22 protein-coding genes are annotated in these 20,093 nt (G+C 27.2%); all 22 read right to left on the bottom strand.

Features of this window, described 5'->3' with window-relative positions:
- Positions 1 to 35 precede the first annotated feature (35 nt).
- Positions 36 to 851 carry a hypothetical protein gene (locus tag HMPREF9309_RS08735; RefSeq protein WP_012108051.1) on the bottom strand — a complete coding sequence of 272 codons (816 nt, stop codon included), beginning with the start codon at positions 849 to 851 and terminating at the stop codon, positions 36 to 38.
- Positions 852 to 861: 10 nt separating this feature from the next.
- The gene (locus HMPREF9309_RS08730) at positions 862 to 1,299 is read right to left on the bottom strand and encodes a lytic transglycosylase domain-containing protein (RefSeq protein WP_016647532.1); all 438 of its coding nucleotides are present in this window, start codon (positions 1,297 to 1,299) and stop codon (positions 862 to 864) included.
- Positions 1,300 to 1,309: 10 nt separating this feature from the next.
- Positions 1,310 to 3,460 (bottom strand): DNA topoisomerase 3, encoded by a 2,151-nt coding sequence (locus HMPREF9309_RS08725; protein ID WP_016647531.1) that lies wholly within the window; start codon positions 3,458 to 3,460, stop codon positions 1,310 to 1,312.
- Between the two features lie 11 nt (positions 3,461 to 3,471).
- Positions 3,472 to 4,815, bottom strand: coding sequence for a PcfJ domain-containing protein (locus HMPREF9309_RS08720; RefSeq protein ID WP_016647530.1), 1,344 nt, complete (start codon positions 4,813 to 4,815; stop codon positions 3,472 to 3,474).
- A gap of 46 nt (positions 4,816 to 4,861) precedes the next feature.
- Entirely contained in the window at positions 4,862 to 5,626 is a 765-nt protein-coding gene (locus tag HMPREF9309_RS08715; RefSeq protein ID WP_016647477.1) for a hypothetical protein, read from the bottom strand.
- 17 nt (positions 5,627 to 5,643) lie between these two features.
- A complete protein-coding gene (locus HMPREF9309_RS08710; protein WP_016647476.1) occupies positions 5,644 to 6,570 on the bottom strand; it encodes a hypothetical protein in 927 nt (308 codons plus the stop codon).
- Entirely contained in the window at positions 6,570 to 7,259 is a 690-nt protein-coding gene (locus HMPREF9309_RS08705) for a TrbM/KikA/MpfK family conjugal transfer protein (protein ID WP_016647475.1), read from the bottom strand. The genes HMPREF9309_RS08710 and HMPREF9309_RS08705 overlap by 1 nt, the downstream gene beginning before the upstream one ends.
- A complete protein-coding gene (locus HMPREF9309_RS08700) occupies positions 7,256 to 7,681 on the bottom strand; it encodes a cag pathogenicity island Cag12 family protein (RefSeq protein WP_012108058.1) in 426 nt (141 codons plus the stop codon). The genes HMPREF9309_RS08705 and HMPREF9309_RS08700 overlap by 4 nt, the downstream gene beginning before the upstream one ends.
- Positions 7,678 to 9,654: a type IV secretory system conjugative DNA transfer family protein gene (locus tag HMPREF9309_RS08695; RefSeq protein WP_016647474.1), complete on the bottom strand. Its 1,977-nt coding sequence runs from the start codon at positions 9,652 to 9,654 to the stop codon at positions 7,678 to 7,680. Before HMPREF9309_RS08695 ends, HMPREF9309_RS08700 begins: the two co-directional genes overlap by 4 nt.
- Entirely contained in the window at positions 9,644 to 10,405 is a 762-nt protein-coding gene (locus HMPREF9309_RS08690; protein WP_012108060.1) for a hypothetical protein, read from the bottom strand. The genes HMPREF9309_RS08695 and HMPREF9309_RS08690 overlap by 11 nt, the downstream gene beginning before the upstream one ends.
- Positions 10,402 to 11,388 (bottom strand): ATPase, T2SS/T4P/T4SS family, encoded by a 987-nt coding sequence (locus tag HMPREF9309_RS08685; protein WP_012108061.1) that lies wholly within the window; start codon positions 11,386 to 11,388, stop codon positions 10,402 to 10,404. Before HMPREF9309_RS08685 ends, HMPREF9309_RS08690 begins: the two co-directional genes overlap by 4 nt.
- Before the next feature lie 3 nt (positions 11,389 to 11,391).
- Entirely contained in the window at positions 11,392 to 11,559 is a 168-nt protein-coding gene (locus tag HMPREF9309_RS09080) for a hypothetical protein (RefSeq protein WP_012108062.1), read from the bottom strand.
- Between the two features lie 8 nt (positions 11,560 to 11,567).
- A complete protein-coding gene (virB10, locus tag HMPREF9309_RS08680; protein ID WP_016647473.1) occupies positions 11,568 to 12,779 on the bottom strand; it encodes a type IV secretion system protein VirB10 in 1,212 nt (403 codons plus the stop codon).
- Positions 12,772 to 13,701, bottom strand: coding sequence for a P-type conjugative transfer protein VirB9 (gene virB9, locus HMPREF9309_RS08675; RefSeq protein ID WP_034908021.1), 930 nt, complete (start codon positions 13,699 to 13,701; stop codon positions 12,772 to 12,774). The genes virB10 and virB9 overlap by 8 nt, the downstream gene beginning before the upstream one ends.
- A gap of 4 nt (positions 13,702 to 13,705) precedes the next feature.
- Positions 13,706 to 14,383 (bottom strand): VirB8 family type IV secretion system protein, encoded by a 678-nt coding sequence (locus HMPREF9309_RS08670; RefSeq protein ID WP_012108065.1) that lies wholly within the window; start codon positions 14,381 to 14,383, stop codon positions 13,706 to 13,708.
- Positions 14,383 to 14,568 (bottom strand): hypothetical protein, encoded by a 186-nt coding sequence (locus HMPREF9309_RS08665; RefSeq protein ID WP_016647471.1) that lies wholly within the window; start codon positions 14,566 to 14,568, stop codon positions 14,383 to 14,385. The genes HMPREF9309_RS08670 and HMPREF9309_RS08665 overlap by 1 nt, the downstream gene beginning before the upstream one ends.
- Positions 14,568 to 15,605: a type IV secretion system protein gene (locus HMPREF9309_RS08660; RefSeq protein WP_016647470.1), complete on the bottom strand. Its 1,038-nt coding sequence runs from the start codon at positions 15,603 to 15,605 to the stop codon at positions 14,568 to 14,570. The genes HMPREF9309_RS08665 and HMPREF9309_RS08660 overlap by 1 nt, the downstream gene beginning before the upstream one ends.
- Positions 15,606 to 15,620: 15 nt before the next feature.
- Complete coding sequence (locus HMPREF9309_RS08655; protein WP_016647469.1) at positions 15,621 to 16,445, bottom strand: TrbJ/VirB5 family protein; 825 nt, start codon at positions 16,443 to 16,445, stop codon at positions 15,621 to 15,623.
- Entirely contained in the window at positions 16,442 to 16,573 is a 132-nt protein-coding gene (locus HMPREF9309_RS09245) for a hypothetical protein (RefSeq protein ID WP_016647468.1), read from the bottom strand. Before HMPREF9309_RS09245 ends, HMPREF9309_RS08655 begins: the two co-directional genes overlap by 4 nt.
- Before the next feature lie 10 nt (positions 16,574 to 16,583).
- Positions 16,584 to 16,934: a hypothetical protein gene (locus tag HMPREF9309_RS08650; RefSeq protein ID WP_016647467.1), complete on the bottom strand. Its 351-nt coding sequence runs from the start codon at positions 16,932 to 16,934 to the stop codon at positions 16,584 to 16,586.
- 2 nt (positions 16,935 to 16,936) lie between these two features.
- A complete protein-coding gene (locus HMPREF9309_RS08645; protein ID WP_016647466.1) occupies positions 16,937 to 19,705 on the bottom strand; it encodes a VirB4 family type IV secretion/conjugal transfer ATPase in 2,769 nt (922 codons plus the stop codon).
- A gap of 6 nt (positions 19,706 to 19,711) precedes the next feature.
- The coding region (locus HMPREF9309_RS08640; RefSeq protein WP_016647529.1) for a TrbC/VirB2 family protein at positions 19,712 to 20,093 on the bottom strand (382 nt) is incomplete at its 5' end.

Below are 20,093 nucleotides of genomic sequence, written 5' to 3'. Positions count from 1 at the left end.
ATAATTTCTATTATATTAATATAAATTATATTCTTTTAACTGATACCTAAACTTGTAGGTTTTGAAATTCCTTTTTCTTTTTCTTTTGTTTTAGTTATTTTTGATACAGCTTCTTTTGATAATTTTTCTATATTGCTTAATTCTTTTTCTGTGATAGCATTATTTTGTTTATTTATAGGATTTTCATTTTCTTTATTTTGTTCTTTATCATTATTTTTATTGTTGTTTTCGTTAGGAAAATTAAATTTTCTATCTAGTCCATATGAATTTGTAAAAGCAACTAAAAAAGCTTCTAAATTATCATCTCCAAGACCTTTTCCTGCTTTTGCAAGTTCATCTATTCCACCATCAATGGCTTTTTCTATAGATTGAGTATTAACTTTAATCTTATATTTTTTATTTTGATCTTTTTCAAAAATTTTTTTCCAATCTCTTTTGTCATTTTCATTCAATACATTATTTGTTATTTTTTCAGTGCCAATATTTATGAGCTTTTCTAAATTTCCATCTTGAAATAAATTTCTTCCCATTGGTGCATTAAAATCTAATTTATTTCCACTTGGAGTTTGAATTTCAAAATTTAAAGTTTCTTTAGGAAATTTATTTTTGTTAAAATTTTCTTCTTTAACTATTTGGTCTAATTCATTAACCATCTGCATAACAGCGATAGCACTATCGCCACTATGAATTTTGTCAAAAATACCAGTTTTTTTAAAAAACTTCTTAAACTCAGGACTAAAATTTTTATCAGGTGTGATTTTTATGGAAAAATTTGGTTTTTCTTCATTTTCTTTAATGTTTTCTTTGTTTGTTGATATATATTCATCATTTTTGATATTTTCATTTTCCATTATAAATCCTTTATTTTATAATTTGATTAAAATTTTTATTGTAATTGGCAATATTTGAAACAACTTTTATGTTATAAGTGTTGTTATTTACTTTTCCGTTATAACAATTTAAAGCTTTATAGTTTAGTCCCCACTTATTGATACATCTTTTCAAAACAATTGCTCCAAATCCAATGTTAATATCAGGGTTAAATAAATCTTTTTCTTTATAACCCATAGATTTTAACTCGGGCAAATGAATAGAATTAATTTGCATAATTCCTATATCATAACTTCCGTTGTCATTTCTTGCTACTTGATTAGGATTTAAACTGCTTTCTGTTTTTGCAATTCCATATAAAAGCAGTGGTGAAATATTGTTTAATTTTCCGTGTTTTATAAAAAGATGATTAAATTCACTGCAAATTCCTAAATTTACTACCAATAAAAAAAGAAGTAATTTTTTCATAGTTTATTCCTTATATTTCAGGCTTTCCATTTTTATCATTTATAAAACCTATTTGGCAACCTTTTGTCTTCCAACCGCTACAAGACCAATAATAGCCATCTCCTTTTTTGTTTTTCCACCTATTAAGAGCAGAGCCACATTTAGGACAAAAATACTTTGGTATGTTTGGTTTTCCATTTAGGTCTGGATAAATCTCAGAGCATCCATTTTTCCAATTGCTACAACCCCAAAAGTCTTTACCAGTTTTTTGTGAGTGTCTTTTTTGCAAAAACCCTTTTCCGCATTTACAAGGATATGTTTTGTCAATTCCGTTAAAATTTTTATCTAGTAAAGCATTATTTTTTATAAGCTCTATTTGTTCTTCTACTTCATCAAATACTCTATTTAAAAAATCATCTTTACTTAAATTTCCATTTTGAATTTCAAGTTGTTGTTCATACCAAAGAGCGGTCATATCGGGAGTTGATAAAATTTTAGGTGCTAGAGCTATTAAATCCCTACCTTTTTTTGTTGAAATTATAGATTTTTTTTCTTCTTTTATATATTCTCTTTCAAAAAGATTTTTGATGTGTTCTGATCTAGTGGCTGGTGTTCCAATTCCACCATTTTCGCCTTTTTTATCTTTATCTTTTTCTTTTAAAAGAGTTTTTATTTTTTCATCTTTTACATATTTACTTATCGAAGTTAAATCTTTAAGTAGTGTTGGCATTGTATAATATGGCTTTGGTTTAGTCTGCTTTTTATTTATCTCTATATTTAATGTTTGGCAATTGCCGCTTTCCAAAAGTGATAAATCAAAACTATTTTCTACTTCATCATCATTTTTTTGTTCGCTATCGTTTTCACCACTAAAAAGAGAAAGATAGCCGTTTTTTATAATTTTTTTCTTACTAGTGGTAAATTTATAATCATTAATAAGAATTTCAATATTAGTTTGTAAATACTGCATAGGTTCATAAAATTGAGCAATATATCGTTTTGAAATTAGTTTATAGACATTTTGTTCATCTTTGCTCATAGAGTTAAAATCAAATGTCGCTTCAGTTGGAATTATGGCAAAGTGTGCTGTAATAAACTCATCATTGAAAGCTCTACTTTTTAAATTTGGATCCGCATTTTTTATTATATTTTCAAAGTCGCTTAAATTTGATTTTATCGAGTTCAAAACATTAGTTGAACTTTCCCACATATTAACAGGTAAATATTCACAATCTGAGCGGTTATATGTAATGCATTTGTATTTTTCTCTTAAGTCTTGAGTGATTTTTAGAGTTTTGTCTGGTTTAAAGTTAAATTTTTTAGAACAATCTGCTTGTAAATTTAAAAGATTATAAGGAAGTGGTGGATATTCTAGTTTGTTTTCATTGGTGACATTTAAAATTCCATTTTTACCCAAGCAGATATTCTTAATTTCATTTGCTTCATTTTCATCTGTGATTTTTTCATCTGTTTTTAAATTTGCTAAAATTTCAGCTTGATGGGTTTTAAATTTTCCAGTTAAAGTATAATAAAAACTACTTTTATGACCTTCTCTTTCTAGGTCTCTGCTGACTACTAATCCAAGTATTGGAGTTTGAACTCTGCCAACACTGATAACACCTTTATAACCATTATTTTGTGCTTTTGTAGTATAAGCTCTTGTTAGATTTATACCAACAATCCAATCTGCTATACTCCTAGCAAAGCCACACTCACTTAAATTACTAAAATCGTTATTTGATTTCATATTTTTTAATTCGGACCTTACGCCTTTTTCGGTTAGATCGTGTAACAAAAGTCTTAAAACTGGTTTTTTATTATTTGCATATTTTAAAATTTCATCGATTAGAATTTGACCTTCTTCATCAGCGTCACCGCAATTTATAATAGTATCTACATCAGATCTTTTTATTAAATTACAAATTATTTTTAATTGTTCTTTTGAACTTTGTATCGGTTTATATTTAAATTCATCTATTTTTAATGGTAAATCTTTCAAATCCCATTTTTTAAAATTTTCATCATAATCTTCTGGCATATATAATTCAAGTAGATGCCCAAATGCCCAAGTGATAATATTTTCGCCTTTTTGAAAAAAGCCATCACCATTTTTATATTCTCCATCTATTCCTGCTGCAATTGATTTTGCAAGAGCTGGTTTTTCCGCTATAAACAGTTTCATTTTTTATCCTTTTATCCTGGTAATAAATTTACATTATTTATTTCAATTTCATTTTTAACAAACTCGATAATTTCTTTTGGAGCTTCACTATTTGCAAAGCCTTTTATTTGTCTTAAATAAAAACCATTTTTATTTTGTCTAATTTCAATTGTGTATCTTTTATCATCCTGTCTTAGCGAGTAAATCATACAAATTTGTTTATTTATCTCTCGTATATAACTAGCAACACAATTTCTATTTAAAACTCCTTCTTCTATTATTTCTTGTTTAGTGCTTAATCTTTTTATTTCTTTTGGTAATTTAAGTTTTAAGAATTGATTGCCTTTACTTATTTTTAAATTAGGAGCGTAATGTATTTCATTTTCTAAGGCAATACGGTCGTGTTCTTGTTTTATTCTCTTAAATGATTTTATATTTAAGTTTATTTTTTCTTTTTTATCAATCATCATTTTTATATAGTCATAAACGATAATTTTGTCATAATTTTTGTTTATATTTTTTAAATTTTTATTCCGCCAAAATTCAGATAGTAGCGTTATTATAAATGATTTATCTATTTTTTTATCTTCAAATTCAAATATTTTTATATTGTCATCTAAAAATTTTATAACTTCAAAAAAGTATTCTTTGGGAATATATTTTTTGATTTTGATATTTATATATGAAGTAATTAGTTTATATTTATTTGTATGATTAAAAAATGTTTCCTTTGGATATTTTGAAGCAAATATATACTTTTTATTTTTAAAGTTTTTTAGCTCACTAAATTTAAAAGCTGAATATATGTTTATTGGATTATCTTTGAAATCTTTTATAATGTCATTTAAATTAGTATTATCTTTTTGTAAATACTCAAAATAAATAATAAAGAACTCATAGATTAAATCATTTCTTTTACAAATTTTAGCTATATAAGATAATGACATTTCGAAAAATGAGTAGTTTTTATTTATCTTTTTATACATACCTGAAAAAATTTCGTAATCATTTTTAATAAAAATATTGAAATTTATTTCACTAAATATTGTTTCTATATATATATTATAACCATTATTTGAAAAATTAAAATTTGGTAACGATATCATTATATCTTTGTTTCTTAATTCTATTTTTAGTAGATGACCATTTTCAATTTTTGGTTCAATTAAGCTTGTAAATTTGATTATATTTTCTTGATTTTCTTCTAAAAATTTCAAAAATTCACATTCTATTTTTATAAAATATATAACATTGTTGGATTTACAATAAGTATAAAATTTTGATTTTAATTTTTCAAATAATGGCTTTAATTTTGGAAAATTTGTAGATACTTTTTGATTAAATTTATCTTCAAACTGTTTATCTAAAAATGGCATAATTATCCTCTCTTATGATTTAGCAGAGAAAATCTCTGCTAAAAATTTAAGACATTGATTTACTTTTAGTGGTTTTTTTGGTAGCTTGTTTTAGTATCTTTTGCTCACCTAAATTACCACTATTATCAATTGGAGTAATCGACTTTAATACAGCACCTTGTGTTTTTACAAAATCAATCTCAACCATAGCTGAGCCACCTTTTATTTTGTCAACTGTTTCCATTAGTTGTGGGTAGTTTTGCAAAGTTGAATCTTTTTTTGCAGATAATGTAAAATCACAACCATTTTGAATTTGGGCATTAAATTTGTCAATTAATTTATTGTCGCAATTTTTATCAAATGAATAGCCGTTCATTCCTTTGGTGGCATAAAGTTTTTGAGCTGATTTAACAACTTCATTTGCTTGATTTCTCTCTTCTTCTTGTAGAGTTATGCAGATTTTGTTAAATCCATAAGCCTTTCCATTTTTTCCAATTCCAGATTGATAAAAAGCATCAGCTCTCATAAAAGTATCTTGGTTATTTTGATCTTTACCTTTTATATCAATACCTATTTTATCTGCATCAACTGCTTTTAAAAAATTATCAATATTAGAAATCTTGTAAAAAGCATCTCTCGCACCTGGTTTGATTTCTTTTCCATCTTTTTCATAAGGTTTTAATCCACCAAAACCAACTATTGTCAATGTTTCACCTTGTTTATTGACCGATGAACCAGCACTAACATAAACAGAAGTTATTTTTTTATCGGCAGATGTTGAATTGTTTGGAGTAGTATTGTCTACTTCAACATCTTTTTTATTTGTAGCCATTGTAAATCCTTTTTTTATTATTTTAGAATAACTTTTTTCTCATTATTGTCACTTATAAATTTGGCATCTAATGGAAAATTTAAAGTTATAGATTGCTCATCTTGTTTAACTGAAATCTCTGCAAATTTTTTGCCAACTTCAATAAGACTATTTAACTCATTGTTTTTAATAAAACAAATTGCAGTTAAAACCCCTAAACTAATTGCTAGTGCAATATTTAATATAATTAAGCTCCAAGTTCCTCCTTTAAAAAATTTAAGATTTTTGTGTAAAAAATCATCATAGCTTTTTGCTAACTCTGCTGATTTTTTATTAAAATTATCAAGTTCATTAGTTTGTTTATCTAAAAATTTGTTTAGAAATTCATCATAAGTTTGAGCCATATTTTCAAGTCTAGCTGCTAATTTATTCTGATATTCATTTATGGTTTTTAAATTCTGCTCAAAATCATTTTTAATACCATTGAACTGTTCTTCTATATGTAATTTTGCAAAATCTTCTGAGAATTCTTTTAGGCTGTTATATATGTTCTTTAAAAGTAAAGCGTTATTTGTTAGTTCAAAAATTTCTTTACTTGGCGGATTTATAAAAAAACTCATTAAAGTTTCAAAATATTTAGAAATCTCTTCCCAATTTTTATTTAAATCATTAATCAAGGCTGTTACAACTTCGTTGTCTGGCATATAGTTTTTCAAACTAACATAATTATTTTTTTGAGCATCCAGTAATTTTTTGAAATTACTAATAGTTCTTGAATAATCCAATACAATTCTTTTATTTTCGTCATTTATTGCGATACCTAAAGCTTTAAAACTTTCTTCTAGTTTTAGTTTTTCTTTCAAGCTTTCATTTTGAATATTTTCTTTATTTAAGTTGGTAGTATCGTCAATATCAACATTTGTTGTTTGAATTACTTCATTAACTATTTTTTCTTTTTCTTCCATTATTCTTGTTCCCAACAATTTTTATTTATTGTAATTTTTTGATAATATTTTGGCTGACAAAAAGATATATGACTTCTTTTACAAAATTTTGACTTGTTTTTAACTTCTTCAACTGAATTTTTATCTTTTGCCTTTAATGAGTTGTAAAAAGTTTGTGGTATTTCATTTTTAGTTATTCCTTTATCCCATTCATCAATAGGAAAAAATTCACCACTGCAAGTATATTTTACTTTTATATCTGTATATTTACTTGTTTGAAGTAATTTGCAACTTTTTGGTAAGTTAGGGTTTATTCTTGCTGATATTGGTATATGTCTGCATCTTCTTTCTCCGCAAATTTCTTTTGTTTTATATTCAACTCTTGAATTTAAATACTCTGTATTGCAAGGCTCTGAAATATAAACTAAAATATTGTCTCTTAGTTTTTTAAATTCAGCATCATTTTCACCACTTTCTCCAACAGGGCATAGTTTTAAAAATGCTTTTCTTGCATTTAGTGTATCTTCCCATTTTTTTTCTTTGATTGAAAAAAATCTATTAAGAGATGGTTGGCATTCTCCTGGTTTTACAGAACTACTAAGACATAAAATAGCTTCGCAACTCAATCTCGTGTCACCAGTAAGTAAATCAACTTCAACTGCGTTTAATGAGCCAAATAAAATAGCTACTAACAAAATTATTTTTTTCATTTTGTCTCCTTTGTGTGAAAAAATAATATATTTACTAAGTCTTTTTTATAATTTATTGAATCTAATGGTCTAATTTCTATATTTGCATTTACATCGTTTTTAATAAAATAATCTTTGTATTTCTTTGCTAATGGTTCGTATCCTAAAATAATCAATTTATCAGCATTATGTGCCAAATAAAATGTTTTAACAATTAAATCATTTTTAATTAAAGTATCTTTATCTACTGGACTCAAATAAATATTGTAAGTCCAATTATTATTTTTTAAAAAATTATCTTTAGGAACACTATATTTTTTATCTACAATTAAATTATGATTTATTGATATGGCTGAACCACTATCTAATTTAATTGGCTTTGGTGGTTTCGAACAACCATTAAAAAGAAAAATCAAAGATACAAAAATTATAAATTTATTCATAAATTTCCCCTTGTTTCAAAATTTTCATACTCATCACTGTTATACTCCTCATCTTCTATATTTATATTGTCTAATGCATTTTCTATCTCAGCATCTTCTTCTATTGGCAACTCATTAAGTCTTTTTTCTATATTTTCTTTTAAATAATTTTGTAGTGTCTCTTCATTTTGAAGTGGTATTTTTATATAAGTTTCACCATTTTGAATTGCATTTTCTAATGATTTTCTATTTGGAATTTCTTTTATATTTTTTAAACTAGGACTTACTTCTTTGAATTTATCCATAAAATATTTGTTTGAATAATATAGAGCCTTTTTGCATTTAATCGGTGGTTTGCCCTCTATTTTGATAATTTCTGTATCAAACTGCATCTCCTCGATCTCTTTTGAAAGCATTAAAGCTCTACTTGTTTCGCTCTCGCTTCCGCCGCCACCAGAGCCTAAATTTCTACTTCTTTGCTTAACTGTTTTTGTGCCAAGAGATTCACTTAATCTTTTTGCATCATCATCTTTCATCGCGTAGTAAATTCTACAAGCGTGATTTTTTAGCAAGGTATTTGCTTCTGCTTGTCCATATCCTTCTGGTTTGTTGTTTGTAAGTTGAGAATCTGCTTGATATATTATTAGACTTCTTAAGTCGTATCCAGCCATAAATGATATAGCTGATGAATAAGTTGCCAAATATCCACTTGCTGTAAATTCATCCATTAAAAGAAGGCAAGGATGTTTTAGCTCTTTATTTGATTGTGGTAAGCCTTGCTGAACATTTATTAAAATGAGCTGTTGCCAAAATATATTCAAAATAGGTTTTGCAGAAGCCAATTTATCAGGCGTAATTCCAATATAAATTGTCATTTTTTTACGCCTTAAGTCCCTAAAATCAAAGTCATTTGCAGAAGTAGCTAGTCTCATATTATCAGCTCTAAATATTGCTAATGGGGATATAAAACTACCCATTGCTGAACTTCTTTCATTATCGCTTTTAATTTCAAAGAATGCATCAATTCTTTCTTTTGCCTTCGGAGATACCATTTTCATTTCTACTAAAGTATTGTAAGTATCTGCAAAATTTGATATTGTTTTTATCTCTCCATCGGCTGTTTCTACTTCAAAATTTAATCCTTCACTTAATTTTAAGATTCCATATAGAGAAAATGAGCATTCAAGTTCATATTTTTGTAAAAATGCTATACCTTTTCTAGTCCCAAGCAGGTCATTCATCATATAGCAAAGCCCAATAAAAAGATCTTTTGCTTTTCCATTAAAATAATCAGTTACTGAGCCATCATTTTTCAGTGGATACAAAATATTTGCAAAGTCGTTTAGTTCAGCATCGGCATTTTCACCTTTCATATCTATATAAAAAAGTGGATTATAACGATGAGTTTTAAAACTATATGGATTGAATAAAAATATATCTTGTTTTAGAATTTCTTTTCTATATTTACTGGTATATTCAAAACATTCTAATTTTATATCTTGAACAACGCAAGAATTTGGATAATCAAGCAAATTTGGTATAACTATACCAACACCTTTTCCGCTTCTTGTTGGAGCTCCAAGTGCTACAAATTGTTGCCCACCAAATCTCAAAAGCTGGTTATTATACATACCTATAATAATTCCGTTGTTATCTATTTTTCCATCTTTTCCTTTTTTAGGAAATAACCCCATTTTTCTTATATCTGCTGAGTTTGCAAATCTTGCATTTCCATATAATTTTTCTTTTTTTGGTATAAAGGGGAGTAAGAAAACTACACTAAAACTTAAAAATAGAGAAATGGCCAGTGCTTCATATACTTTTGGATAACCATTAATTAAGGCTAAAAATGTAAATTCAGGCTTCCATACTTTTGGAAGTAGTTTTAAGGCGTCATTTAATACAAATATTACAACACTTGTTAAAAAATAAGATATAACAATAGCAACAATAGATAAAAATATGATTTGAGCTTTATTTAACTTATCTTGCATCACTTAAATCCTTATTTTTATTGTTTTCTGATTTGTTTTTATCGTTTAATACTTTATTTACAGCTTTGCTTGCTAATTTCCCTATATTGTCTAATTCTTGCTGTGTTATTTTGTTGCTTTTCTTGGAGTTATTTGATATACTTTCACTCAAAGCAGGACTGTTACAATCGCGGTCTTTAAATTGTTCGGCGAAGCTGACCCCGTTCGCCCTATCCTGCTTGTTATCTTTTTTAGAATAAATTCTTTCTCCTCTTTCTGTCTTTGAGTGTGCTGTTAAGAGATGGCTTTGTTTGTCCCAAGTTCTTTCGCCATACACTATTTTGCTACCATCATTTGCCTCAACAGACCAAACATTTCCTTGATGTTTTATGCTAAATTCAGGCTCTACATTTTTAGCTACTTTTGGAAAACTAAGCATTTCTTCTTTTGTTATCATTCCACGTAAATTTGGATCATCTAAATGTTTTTTTTCTTTTTCCATAAAATTTTGGCTTACATTTATATTGCCCTTGTTGGTTTTAACATTTATAAAATCTTTTTCTTTTTGTAAAACCTTAAACATATCTTTGGCTTCTTTTTTAGAGGTTTTATCCCAAGCTATCTCTTTTAGTTTTATAATTCTTTTTTTTATTTCTCTGATTATTTCTTCAGCTTTTTCAACATCTTTTTCTAAATTTAAAATTTCATTTTGAATTTCTGTTTCTGGTTCAAAACTATCTTTTATCTCGTTAAAACTATCTTGTGATTTCATACAAAATCCTTAACTTCTTTAAAAATTCCATCAAAGTTTTTATATAGTTTTTGTTCGTATAAATATTCAGCTACTCGCCTAATTCCGTTATGCTCTTTTTTAAAGACTATTACTAAATCGATGATATTTTTTATAATGTCAAGTATCATATCTTTACCAAGAGATCTGGCAATTTCATTTTGCATAGACATCATTGCTAGTCTGTTGTAGCAATTTTTGACACTTCCTGCGTGACAACTTGTCATTGAGCCATTGTGTCCGCTTGAGATAACATTTAAAAAATCATATGTTTCAGCTCCCCTAACTTCTGCAAGTAAAATTCTGCTCGGTTTCATTCGAAGGCAAGATTTTAAAAGAGCTGTTGAGTTTAGAAAATCGCTTTCTTTAGCTTCGCTTGGGTAAAAGAGTTGTTGATAGTTTTTATGTTCATAAAATCTTATTTCTTCAACATCTTCAATAGTTATAATTCTTTCATCTAATGGAATAAAATCAATAAAAGTTTTCATTAAAGTTGTTTTTCCGCTTCCAGTTTCACCACAAATGACAATATTTTTCCCTTGTTTAATGGCTTGGATAAAGAAATCAGCACTATTTTTATCAATTGATCCACTTGATATATAATCATTTAATGTATATCGAACTTTTGATGGCTTTCTAATTGTGATTGAAACGATACCATCTTTTGTCGCTGGTGGTATTACGATTTGAACCCTCTCGCCAGTTGGCAATACACAAGAAAGTATTGGTTTTGTTTTGTCTATTTGATCTTTTTTAAAAGAGGCACAAGAAGTAGCAAATGCTATTGCTTTTTCATAATCAAAATTTGCATTTTCATCAATATGCCAATTGCCTTTGCTATCTTCATAGAAAATAGCAGTGCCACCGTTATAGCAAATTTCGTTAATTGTGTCATCTTGTAAATATTTTCCAAAATATTCATTTGAATATTTACTTAATGAAACACTGCTTCTAATACCGCTCATTTTTTAATATCCTATTTCTGAGTTATTTTCCAACTCTTTGAGTAATTTATAATATTCATCTCGTTTTTGTTTTAATCTATAAATTTTTAATTTATAGGCTTTAATTTTTTCATCAATATCTTCGATTGTTTTTTGTAAATCTACCTGGTTTATTTGGCTATTTGTATTCATTTTTTATCCTATTTAATTATTTTATTACCTATATAATTAAGCTTATAAACTTTACTAAAATCAATATCTCTGTTTACATAAACTGCTACTAAATCCCCGTGATTTCTATATAAAGTAGGCTCGATATTTATAAATTTTTGTAAAGCAGTATCAGCCATATCCCTTGTTGTCTCTCTTGTATTTTCTGTATAGTCTTTGTTTTGGTTATTTCTATTTCCAGTTCCACCATTTAAAGCCACATTCATAGCATCATCGATTACACTAAGCAAAATAGCAGCACCAAATCTTTGGAGCCAATGATGGTCTATATAGCCTTGAATTCCACTTCCACCAAGTTCATCAGTTGCTCCACTTGATACTGGTATATCTATATTGTTCGGAGTTCTAATTTCTTGCCAAACGACAAAAATTCTATCCATTCCATCATTTAATTGTCCGCTATTAAAAAACCCTGATATTTTTGATCCTTTTTCAATTAAAAGCGTGTTTCCATTTTGAGAATATATGTTTTCAGAAACTGTGCAAGATATACTTCCTTTGATTGTGCTTACTAATTTTGTATTTAAACTACAACCTATATAAGTGCCTTTTGGTAGCAATAAATTTGGATCATATTTGTTTAATTTTGCTATTTTTGGAGTGAAAGCACCAAGTTCATAATCTTTATTAAATTCATTTTTTGGAGTTCTTATTATTTTGCCATTTTCATCAAAACTATAATTATAATTTGGATCGGTAAAATCTACAGGTTTATCTTCTTCGCTTAAATTATTGGAATTTGAGGATGAGTTGGAGTTATTTATCAATAAAGAACTAGAGCTTTTATAAACCTTTGGCATAAAAGATGTTTTTGTTTGTGCTATTACGAAAGGGTTTGTATTATCAGTATTTTGTAATGTTTCATTTGTTTCTACTTCCTTTTCTTCTTTTAAAACTAGTTCTTGAAATGTTTTAACTGGCGGTTCTTTAAAATCGAAATCTTTTTGCTCTATTTTAGTTCCAATTGCTGTTTCTTTTACTGGCTCATCACTATTTTTATTAGAAAAAAATTTTAAAGCCAAAAGAATTAAGATAATTATTCCAAAAACAATAATTCCTATGCTTTGAAGTTTTTTAGTGCTAATTGCTTCATCATTTAATTCAGATATATTAGTTTTTACTTCTTTATTTTCTTCATTATTGTTTAAAGCGTTTTGACTATTATTTTTTTCGTTACTCATCTTTTATAATCTCTCTTTCTACGCTTCTATTTATAGTGTTATATGTTTTATCAAGCGGATTTTTAGCATATCCATTATTGAAAATTCCAACTAATTTATCACCACTTCTAAGAAGTATTTTCTGAGCTGTTTTGTGAATTACTAATACATCGTAATTTCCATCTTTTTTTAAATGTGTATTTAAAATACTTTCTTTTGATTTTTTATTTACATTTTCATATAAGAAAACAGATGGAATGGTTTTTGTATTATTAAAGCCTAAATATGTGAAAACTCCATCATCGTATGCAAAATCTGGTGAAATTGTGTCACTTCCTTTATTAATATGCATTAAAAAATCCCAATTTTTAGGGATAGTAACTTTATTAAGTTCGTTTTCAATATTTTCTTTATTTTTTTGAACTTCTTTTATTCTTTTTTCTTCTGCCAATTTGTCTTTTTGTTTTTGTTTGATTTCATCAGGATATGAAAATTCTACCTTATAATTTATATCTTTATCTTCTATGATTTCTAAGTCAAATACATAAATTCTTTCATTTGTAGTGACTATAAGGTTTGTTTTCCAATCTGTAGAATTTGGTTGTATAACTGCATTATTTTGTAATTCTACTTCATCGCCATTTTGATCTGCTAAAACTTGTTCTTCTTGTTTTATGATATATGCTTTTGGTTTTATAAATAAAAAATTTTCTCTATCTATTAATTCCCAACCATCACTAAAACCAGTAGCTATATTTATTATTCTTTCATCTTTGCTAAATTCCAACATAGCAACAAAACCATTTTTGCAATTAACCCGAAAAACATCATTTGCGTTATATGTTGCAAAAGTTATTCTGTTATCAAATTTTGATATTTTTGGTATGCTTATTCCAAATAGAGTTGAATAAAATATTATAAATAAAAATATAAATTTATGCATAAAACTACCTTTCCACTTCATCATCAACTCTATATGTTAAAACTTTAAAACCTAGTGGATTAATTAATCTTTCATTTTCTGTCATTAACGATTGTGGAGAATAATCATATGCAAGAGTTACAATTTTAGCTTTTTTATTTGTAATTGTGCGAGATTTCGCATCTTTATAAATTTGATTAAATCTTATAGTAGCCATCTTCATTCCATTGCTATTTCCAAGAGTAACAGAATTAATTTCTACATCTATTTCAGTTCTATTTTTTAAAATATCCACTCTAGAATTATCACCTTCATATATTTTTAAATAATCAGAGCTTACTTCAGGACTAGACCAAATTTGAACAGTGGTATAATCGTTTTGTAAAATATTATAAAAATACCCTTCACGAATTTTTACATAAGAAGTAGTGAAATATTTATCTAATGCTTCATTGTCAGATACAAATTCTGTCTGATTTACAGAAGTTATAATATCTACCATTCCAGTTGTATTGTCAACTCTTATAACATAAGGCTCTACACTTTTTAACGGCGTTAAGAATACAACTGCTGTAACACTTATAATTGATATAAAAATTGATAAAAAAGCTATTAACCAAGCTCTACGATTTGATTTTTCAACCAAATATCTGATACTAGCTTCATAACTTATAGCAGTTTTTGTGTCATTATTGTCTATCATTACATTGCCTTTTTGCTTATATTTTGATTTTTGTTTATAGGAACAAATTCTTCACTATCAAATAAAAAATTCCAATCACTTGTTTCATTATGTAAAGTATTTGTCTTTGCTACGCAACCAGTAAAAAGAAAAGTTAAACTTAATAATAAAAATATCATTTTAATAGATTTTATATTTATATACATTATCTACCACCTGTTTTTCTAATTTTGTCTAAAATGAATTTTCCACCTGTTTTTATGCCATCATAAGCTCTTGCTGAGCCTTTTGCACCAAACAATAAGCCTTTCGTAGCTCTTTTAGTGGCTAAAGCACCAAAGCCTAAATTTGCACCTAAAGTAGCCATTCCACCTTTTATAGCACCTCTGCTTGCGGATTCTAAACTTACATTTGTCATTTTTTCAGCTAAACTAAGCACCAAATCAACAAAAACCTTTAAACAAATTCCTGCAAATATACAAACTATGGCTACATTGTAATGCGGAATATCTTTAACACCGATTTGATTTAATGCTGTAGTTGTGTAGCTATTTATTAATTTTAGAGCATATCCACAAAATATATGTATAAAAAATAAAGTGATAATATTTGATAAAATCATAGTAACCCATTGAGTAAATATATTTTTTAAAAAAGATCCAAAAATCAGCCCATAAAATGCAATTGGTGCGATAAAAAGTAATATGTAAAAAGATACAGTATTTGTTATAAGTGCAAAAAATAGTCCAAACGCACCTATAAAAAAACCAATCCAAGCCACTATCGAATATAATAAAGCAGCTAAAAATTCAAAATTACTAGAATGTCCTATAAAATTAATTGTAATTGCTCTTGTAATATTGTAATAATGCTGTAATTGATTGGGAACAGACATATAATAACTATCTATCAAAACATATTCTCTGAAACCTCTTATGGCTTCTTTAATTAGACTTATCCATTCATTTGGAAACATACAAATATATATAAAAATAAATTTTAAAAAAGCATCCCATAAAAAATCTTTGAAATTATCATTTGATTTTCCCCAAAGAATTTTGTAACCACGATATATAATCCAACAAAGCAAATAAGTTCCTACGATAGTTAGTAAAACACTGATCAGATTGTCAATGTTTTTTTCAATAGTAGAGTTATACCCAGTATTTTCTATGAAAAAATTATCTATACTTTTAAGTATACTTGTTATGAGATTATCACTATGAATTTCTTTTGGTGGCATTTTTATACTCTAAAATTAGTTATAAGGGTCAAACGAACCCCAATCAATATAGTTATTCATAAGACGATTAGTTCTATTTTCTAACTCTCTATCTTCCATAATATTTTTTGAATTTTCCCTTTGTTTAGCATATAAATCTATTTGAATTTTTTCTGCTTGCATAAGTGCAACTTGAGCTTGTATTGCATTGTTTAAATCAGAGCTTTCTTTAATATCTTTACTTTTTTGTAGTTTTTTAGCTAATTTATTTATATTTTTCGAATACATACCTATTGTGTCGCTTCTTTCTTTATAAAAAACAATATCTTCTATGTTTGCACTTCTTTTTTGATAGCAAATATTTTGCGTAGTTTTATCTACATCAACAATATCTTTACAATAGTCATATTCAAAAAACTTATCCATCAATTTTTTAACTTTTGAGCTGATACTATCTTTTCCGCTATTTTTAAAATCTTTTAACTCTCCAAGAGTTGTTCCAACTTTCTTCGCTTCATCATACACATCTTTTGCTTCTTCTAAAAAAGAAGTAACATCTCTCACACCGCTTTGAGTTGCAAGTTGTTTTGCATATGCATTTAATTGTGCAGAATAGTGAGTTGTAGTATCTACCCACCTTTTAGCTTCTTTTGCCCACTCTGCAATTTGTTTTAAATTTTGAGTAGTCATTTGAGCATTTGCAGCAGCATCAACTACTGGAATACCACTTGCACTTAATGAATTTGAACTTAAAAATAAAGAAGTTAAAGTAATAAAAAGAATTTTTTTAATTTTCTCAGTATCTGTTTTTGCAGGGCTAATGCTAGGATTGTCTGTGATATTTGTAAATTTGTTTTTCATTTTGATTCCTTATTAAAATAAAATTCGTATCTTTCATTTAACAATTCTTGTTTTGTCTCCCACACATCTCGTGCATTTACTTTGTGTCCGCCTATACTATGTGTGAAAATTTTTATTAAATCTTGCATTTTTTATCCTTTAAATTACAAAGTCTGGATTGTCTTCTAGGTCTGGATCATCTTCTTTATCTTTTAAAATAAAACCATTTATTACTTTGCCATCTATTATTTCTAGAGAATTTTTTATATTCGTTATTTCGTATTTGATTTTTTTGGCAAAATCTTTAATATATTCAACATCATCTGATATAAATTTAGCAGTGGTTCTAAAAACTTCATTATTGTAGGCTTCTGTTATTTCATTATTTTTTGCGATAACTTCATCATATTTCAAAATTTTAATTTCAGATTTTATTTCTAATAGCTCTATTTGAATATCTTTTAATGCTATTTGCAAATCTTCTAAAATATTTTTATCTTTTTTAAACATCTTTAACTCCTATAAAGGTTTTTTAAATTTTCTAATTTTTCATCATAATTTTTAGATTTATCGTTGATTATTTTTTCAACTTCATCAACAAAGGTAGAGCCAGTAGAAAGAATTGCTAGATTTTCTTTTCCAACACTGCTCAAATCTAAACTTACAATTGATTTTTCGCCAGTATTTTTTCTAACTAGAAATTTATATTTATTTGGATCTACGTTTTTTACAAACTCAAATTCTTCTTCACTTAAGTTTAATCTATCTACATAATCCACTTTTTTTGCTTGTGGATTAGCTAAAAGTAGTATTGTTGCACTTTGTTCTATTACCGCTGTTGCTATTTTTGACTTTGCAAAATCTTCTACGCTTTGGGTTCCAAGAACTACAAAACCATTTTGTTTTCTAATGGTTTTTTGCTTATTAAAAACTTCCTTTGCAACTATTTCATTTTGTATCCAATCCCAAGCTTCATCAACTAATAGTCCAAATCTTCTTCCATCGGTTAAATCCATAATTCTCCAAAGAATATAGTAGGCAACCATACAATTTATTTCACTATCTTTTAATAAATCTGTTCCGTCAATTCCATATATGTTTACATCTGTATCATTGAAATTAAGCTCATCTATTTCATTATCGAATACCCAGCCAAATTTATTGTCTTGTGACCAAAGTTTTAAACGAGATTTTAAAGAATTTCTTTCATCATTTCGTTCTGTTAAGTGTTCTAGCATTAAAGAAATTCCATAATTTCTTTCATCTTTTTCAAAATGATGCATTATATAAGTTACAGCATTATTTAAGCTTTCTTCTTCTAGTGTGGTTAAAATTTCATCATTTCTGGTTACAAGCATTTTCATTAAGGTTTGTAATTTTCTAATATTTTCTGCTGTATTATCTACCATAAAAGGATTGAAACCAGTTGGTTTTCCAGCATCTATTGTCAAATACTTTCCGCCACTTGCAAATATGTTTGCACTAGCACCTTTATCTTTGTCTAAAAAGAAAAATGTAGCATTCTTTTTATCTTCAGGTGTTCCTGGTGCAAAAGTATTTTTATCTGCATATTTCTGAAGTTGATCTAATAAAAACCCCATAAGAACTGTTTTTCCCCCACCACTTTTTCCAATAATTAAAGTATTTGCCAATAAAAAAGTGTCGCTAGAAAAGTCTTTTTTATTTTTTCTAGTTTCGTGAAAATTAAAGTAGAATGGCTGTTTATTTGGTGTTTTAAATATTGTTACTGCATCTCCCCATTGGTTATTGCTTCTCTTACCTTTTGCGAAATTATGGAAGGATACTAAACTAGCAAAATTTAAAGTAGATAATGTATGAATTCTTGGTCTAATGCCAAAATTAGCTGGAAATTGCGAAAAATATGTAGCAGGTAGTGCAATACTAGCTAATGTTGTCAAAAAACCCAAATCTCCCAAAGGTTTCATTATTTTATTTGCATTTTTTTCAACTTCACTTACACTATCGCCAAAAACCACTAAAGAAAGATGATATTTTCCAAAATTTAATTCTCCGCTGACTAAATTATCTAATGCGGTATCTAATTCTTCAATTTGACTTATTGCATCATCTTCTGCGGCAACTAATCTTTTTCTTTGTTTATCGATATTTCCTTTTGCTTCCACTTTTGGCATTGGAACAAAACTTTGTGTCATAATATATTCTATGTCTTCATACATTAAAAGATCAAAAATACCTGAAAAACTTTCACCTGGATAATCTTTTATTTCTATCGCTTTTATGAATTTTTTTCTTCCATCATTGTAATTTAATTGTGCAGTTGAATTTCCAAACATTATGTCAGTCAAATTTCCAGTTAAATACTCATAAATTGGTGCGTTTGGTGTTCTTACTTTTTGAAATTCGCCTGAGATTAAAAAATTATAAAATTCAAGTTGTTCTGAATATTTTTGACCTTTAATTTCATAATTTTTTAGCCTTTTAATGCCAAAATCATTAAAATTTGACTCAATAGTAATAGCAAAGTTTTCAAAAGCTCTAATAAAATTATTTAGCTCTTTAACTCTTTTATCTAGACTATCTTTTATAAAACTAGATCTTAGAGCTTTAGTAGTAAGTGGAGAATATATTGCAGTTAAATAAAAGCTATTATTTTTTAAATCATTTTTACTAAAGCCATCGTAATATTTTTTATTCAGATTTGATAAAAATTCATTTTTAAATATTCCATCAAATTTATCCCAAGTATTAGTCCTAACACTATGGATATAAAAAGAAACATTTTTAGCATCAAATTGTCTTAAAAACATATTGATTTTTTGTTTGTTGAATTCTATAAAATTTTCATTTTCAACTTCAAAACTTATTCCATTTATGTGCCAAGTTGCCATTATGTCAAAGTTTTTAGTTATTACAACATTGTCCGCGAGTGTTTGATAAGGTAGATATTTGCTGATATTTGGAACCTTATCAAGCCCTATAATACTTAATTTAGGCATATTAAAATTTATATGATTATTGTTAGAATATTGATTTGTGATATATGCTTTTTTACCACTGCTAAATTTTTTAGAACTTGGATTTGTAAAAAAGCTTATTTTTAGAAAAAGTAATTTAAAAATGAAATCATCTTTTTTTGTTATTTCTTTCATAATAAAAATAACAACTGGCAGAAATGAAAGAAAAATTAAATTTGTATATAAGCTTGTTAAACATATGATGGCACAAGCTATAAAAAATGGAGTTATTGGAACTCCAAAAATCATAGCTGGTCTTGTCAAAGCCTTATAAATGACTTCCATAATTTTTTAGCTCATTAAAAGTTGTGCGACTTCACTGGCACTTGCAATAATTAAGGCACCAATAATGATTGGGGTGCATTCTTGGATAGTTCTTCCACCAAAAAGAACTTTATAGCCAACAACTAAAATAGCGATCGTAACTGTAGCGATTGAAACATATCGGAGCCATTCAGCTACTTTTTCAAGTAGTGATTTTGCTTTTTCCATTCCACCTGCTGCAAGAACAGAATCTGGAAAAATTAATGTTACTAAAAATAAAGCTATAAAAAGATAGCTTAAACTATTGTGTTTTGAAAGTTTAGAAAGAAAAGAAGGTTTTGAAAGAAGTGTTAATTTTTGATAACCATTATCAAATAACGGCTCTCTCTCTCTCTCTCTCTCTCTCTCT

Source organism: Campylobacter ureolyticus ACS-301-V-Sch3b (assembly GCF_000413435.1).
Taxonomy (GTDB): Bacteria; Campylobacterota; Campylobacteria; order Campylobacterales; family Campylobacteraceae; genus Campylobacter_B; species Campylobacter_B ureolyticus_A.
The sequence above is the reverse complement of the archived record's forward strand: the minus strand, read 5'-3'. Positions and strand labels throughout refer to the sequence as shown.

Coding starts and splice junctions, on each gene's coding strand:
- HMPREF9309_RS09080 (WP_012108062.1), bottom strand. CDS start 11,559: ATGAATACAAATAGCCAAATAAACCAGGTAGATTTACAAAAAACAATC.
- HMPREF9309_RS08655 (WP_016647469.1), bottom strand. CDS start 16,445: ATGAAAAACAAATTTACAAATATCACAGACAATCCTAGCATTAGCCCT.
- HMPREF9309_RS09245 (WP_016647468.1), bottom strand. CDS start 16,573: ATGCAAGATTTAATAAAAATTTTCACACATAGTATAGGCGGACACAAA.
- HMPREF9309_RS08720 (WP_016647530.1), bottom strand. CDS start 4,815: ATGCCATTTTTAGATAAACAGTTTGAAGATAAATTTAATCAAAAAGTA.
- HMPREF9309_RS08650 (WP_016647467.1), bottom strand. CDS start 16,934: ATGTTTAAAAAAGATAAAAATATTTTAGAAGATTTGCAAATAGCATTA.
- virB9 (WP_034908021.1), bottom strand. CDS start 13,701: ATGCATAAATTTATATTTTTATTTATAATATTTTATTCAACTCTATTT.
- HMPREF9309_RS08725 (WP_016647531.1), bottom strand. CDS start 3,460: ATGAAACTGTTTATAGCGGAAAAACCAGCTCTTGCAAAATCAATTGCA.
- HMPREF9309_RS08690 (WP_012108060.1), bottom strand. CDS start 10,405: ATGAAATCACAAGATAGTTTTAACGAGATAAAAGATAGTTTTGAACCA.
- virB10 (WP_016647473.1), bottom strand. CDS start 12,779: ATGAGTAACGAAAAAAATAATAGTCAAAACGCTTTAAACAATAATGAA.
- HMPREF9309_RS08715 (WP_016647477.1), bottom strand. CDS start 5,626: ATGGCTACAAATAAAAAAGATGTTGAAGTAGACAATACTACTCCAAAC.
- HMPREF9309_RS08670 (WP_012108065.1), bottom strand. CDS start 14,383: ATGATAGACAATAATGACACAAAAACTGCTATAAGTTATGAAGCTAGT.
- HMPREF9309_RS08665 (WP_016647471.1), bottom strand. CDS start 14,568: ATGTATATAAATATAAAATCTATTAAAATGATATTTTTATTATTAAGT.
- HMPREF9309_RS08660 (WP_016647470.1), bottom strand. CDS start 15,605: ATGCCACCAAAAGAAATTCATAGTGATAATCTCATAACAAGTATACTT.
- HMPREF9309_RS08710 (WP_016647476.1), bottom strand. CDS start 6,570: ATGGAAGAAAAAGAAAAAATAGTTAATGAAGTAATTCAAACAACAAAT.
- HMPREF9309_RS08735 (WP_012108051.1), bottom strand. CDS start 851: ATGGAAAATGAAAATATCAAAAATGATGAATATATATCAACAAACAAA.
- HMPREF9309_RS08645 (WP_016647466.1), bottom strand. CDS start 19,705: ATGGAAGTCATTTATAAGGCTTTGACAAGACCAGCTATGATTTTTGGA.
- HMPREF9309_RS08700 (WP_012108058.1), bottom strand. CDS start 7,681: ATGAATAAATTTATAATTTTTGTATCTTTGATTTTTCTTTTTAATGGT.
- HMPREF9309_RS08730 (WP_016647532.1), bottom strand. CDS start 1,299: ATGAAAAAATTACTTCTTTTTTTATTGGTAGTAAATTTAGGAATTTGC.
- HMPREF9309_RS08685 (WP_012108061.1), bottom strand. CDS start 11,388: ATGAGCGGTATTAGAAGCAGTGTTTCATTAAGTAAATATTCAAATGAA.
- HMPREF9309_RS08695 (WP_016647474.1), bottom strand. CDS start 9,654: ATGCAAGATAAGTTAAATAAAGCTCAAATCATATTTTTATCTATTGTT.
- HMPREF9309_RS08705 (WP_016647475.1), bottom strand. CDS start 7,259: ATGAAAAAAATAATTTTGTTAGTAGCTATTTTATTTGGCTCATTAAAC.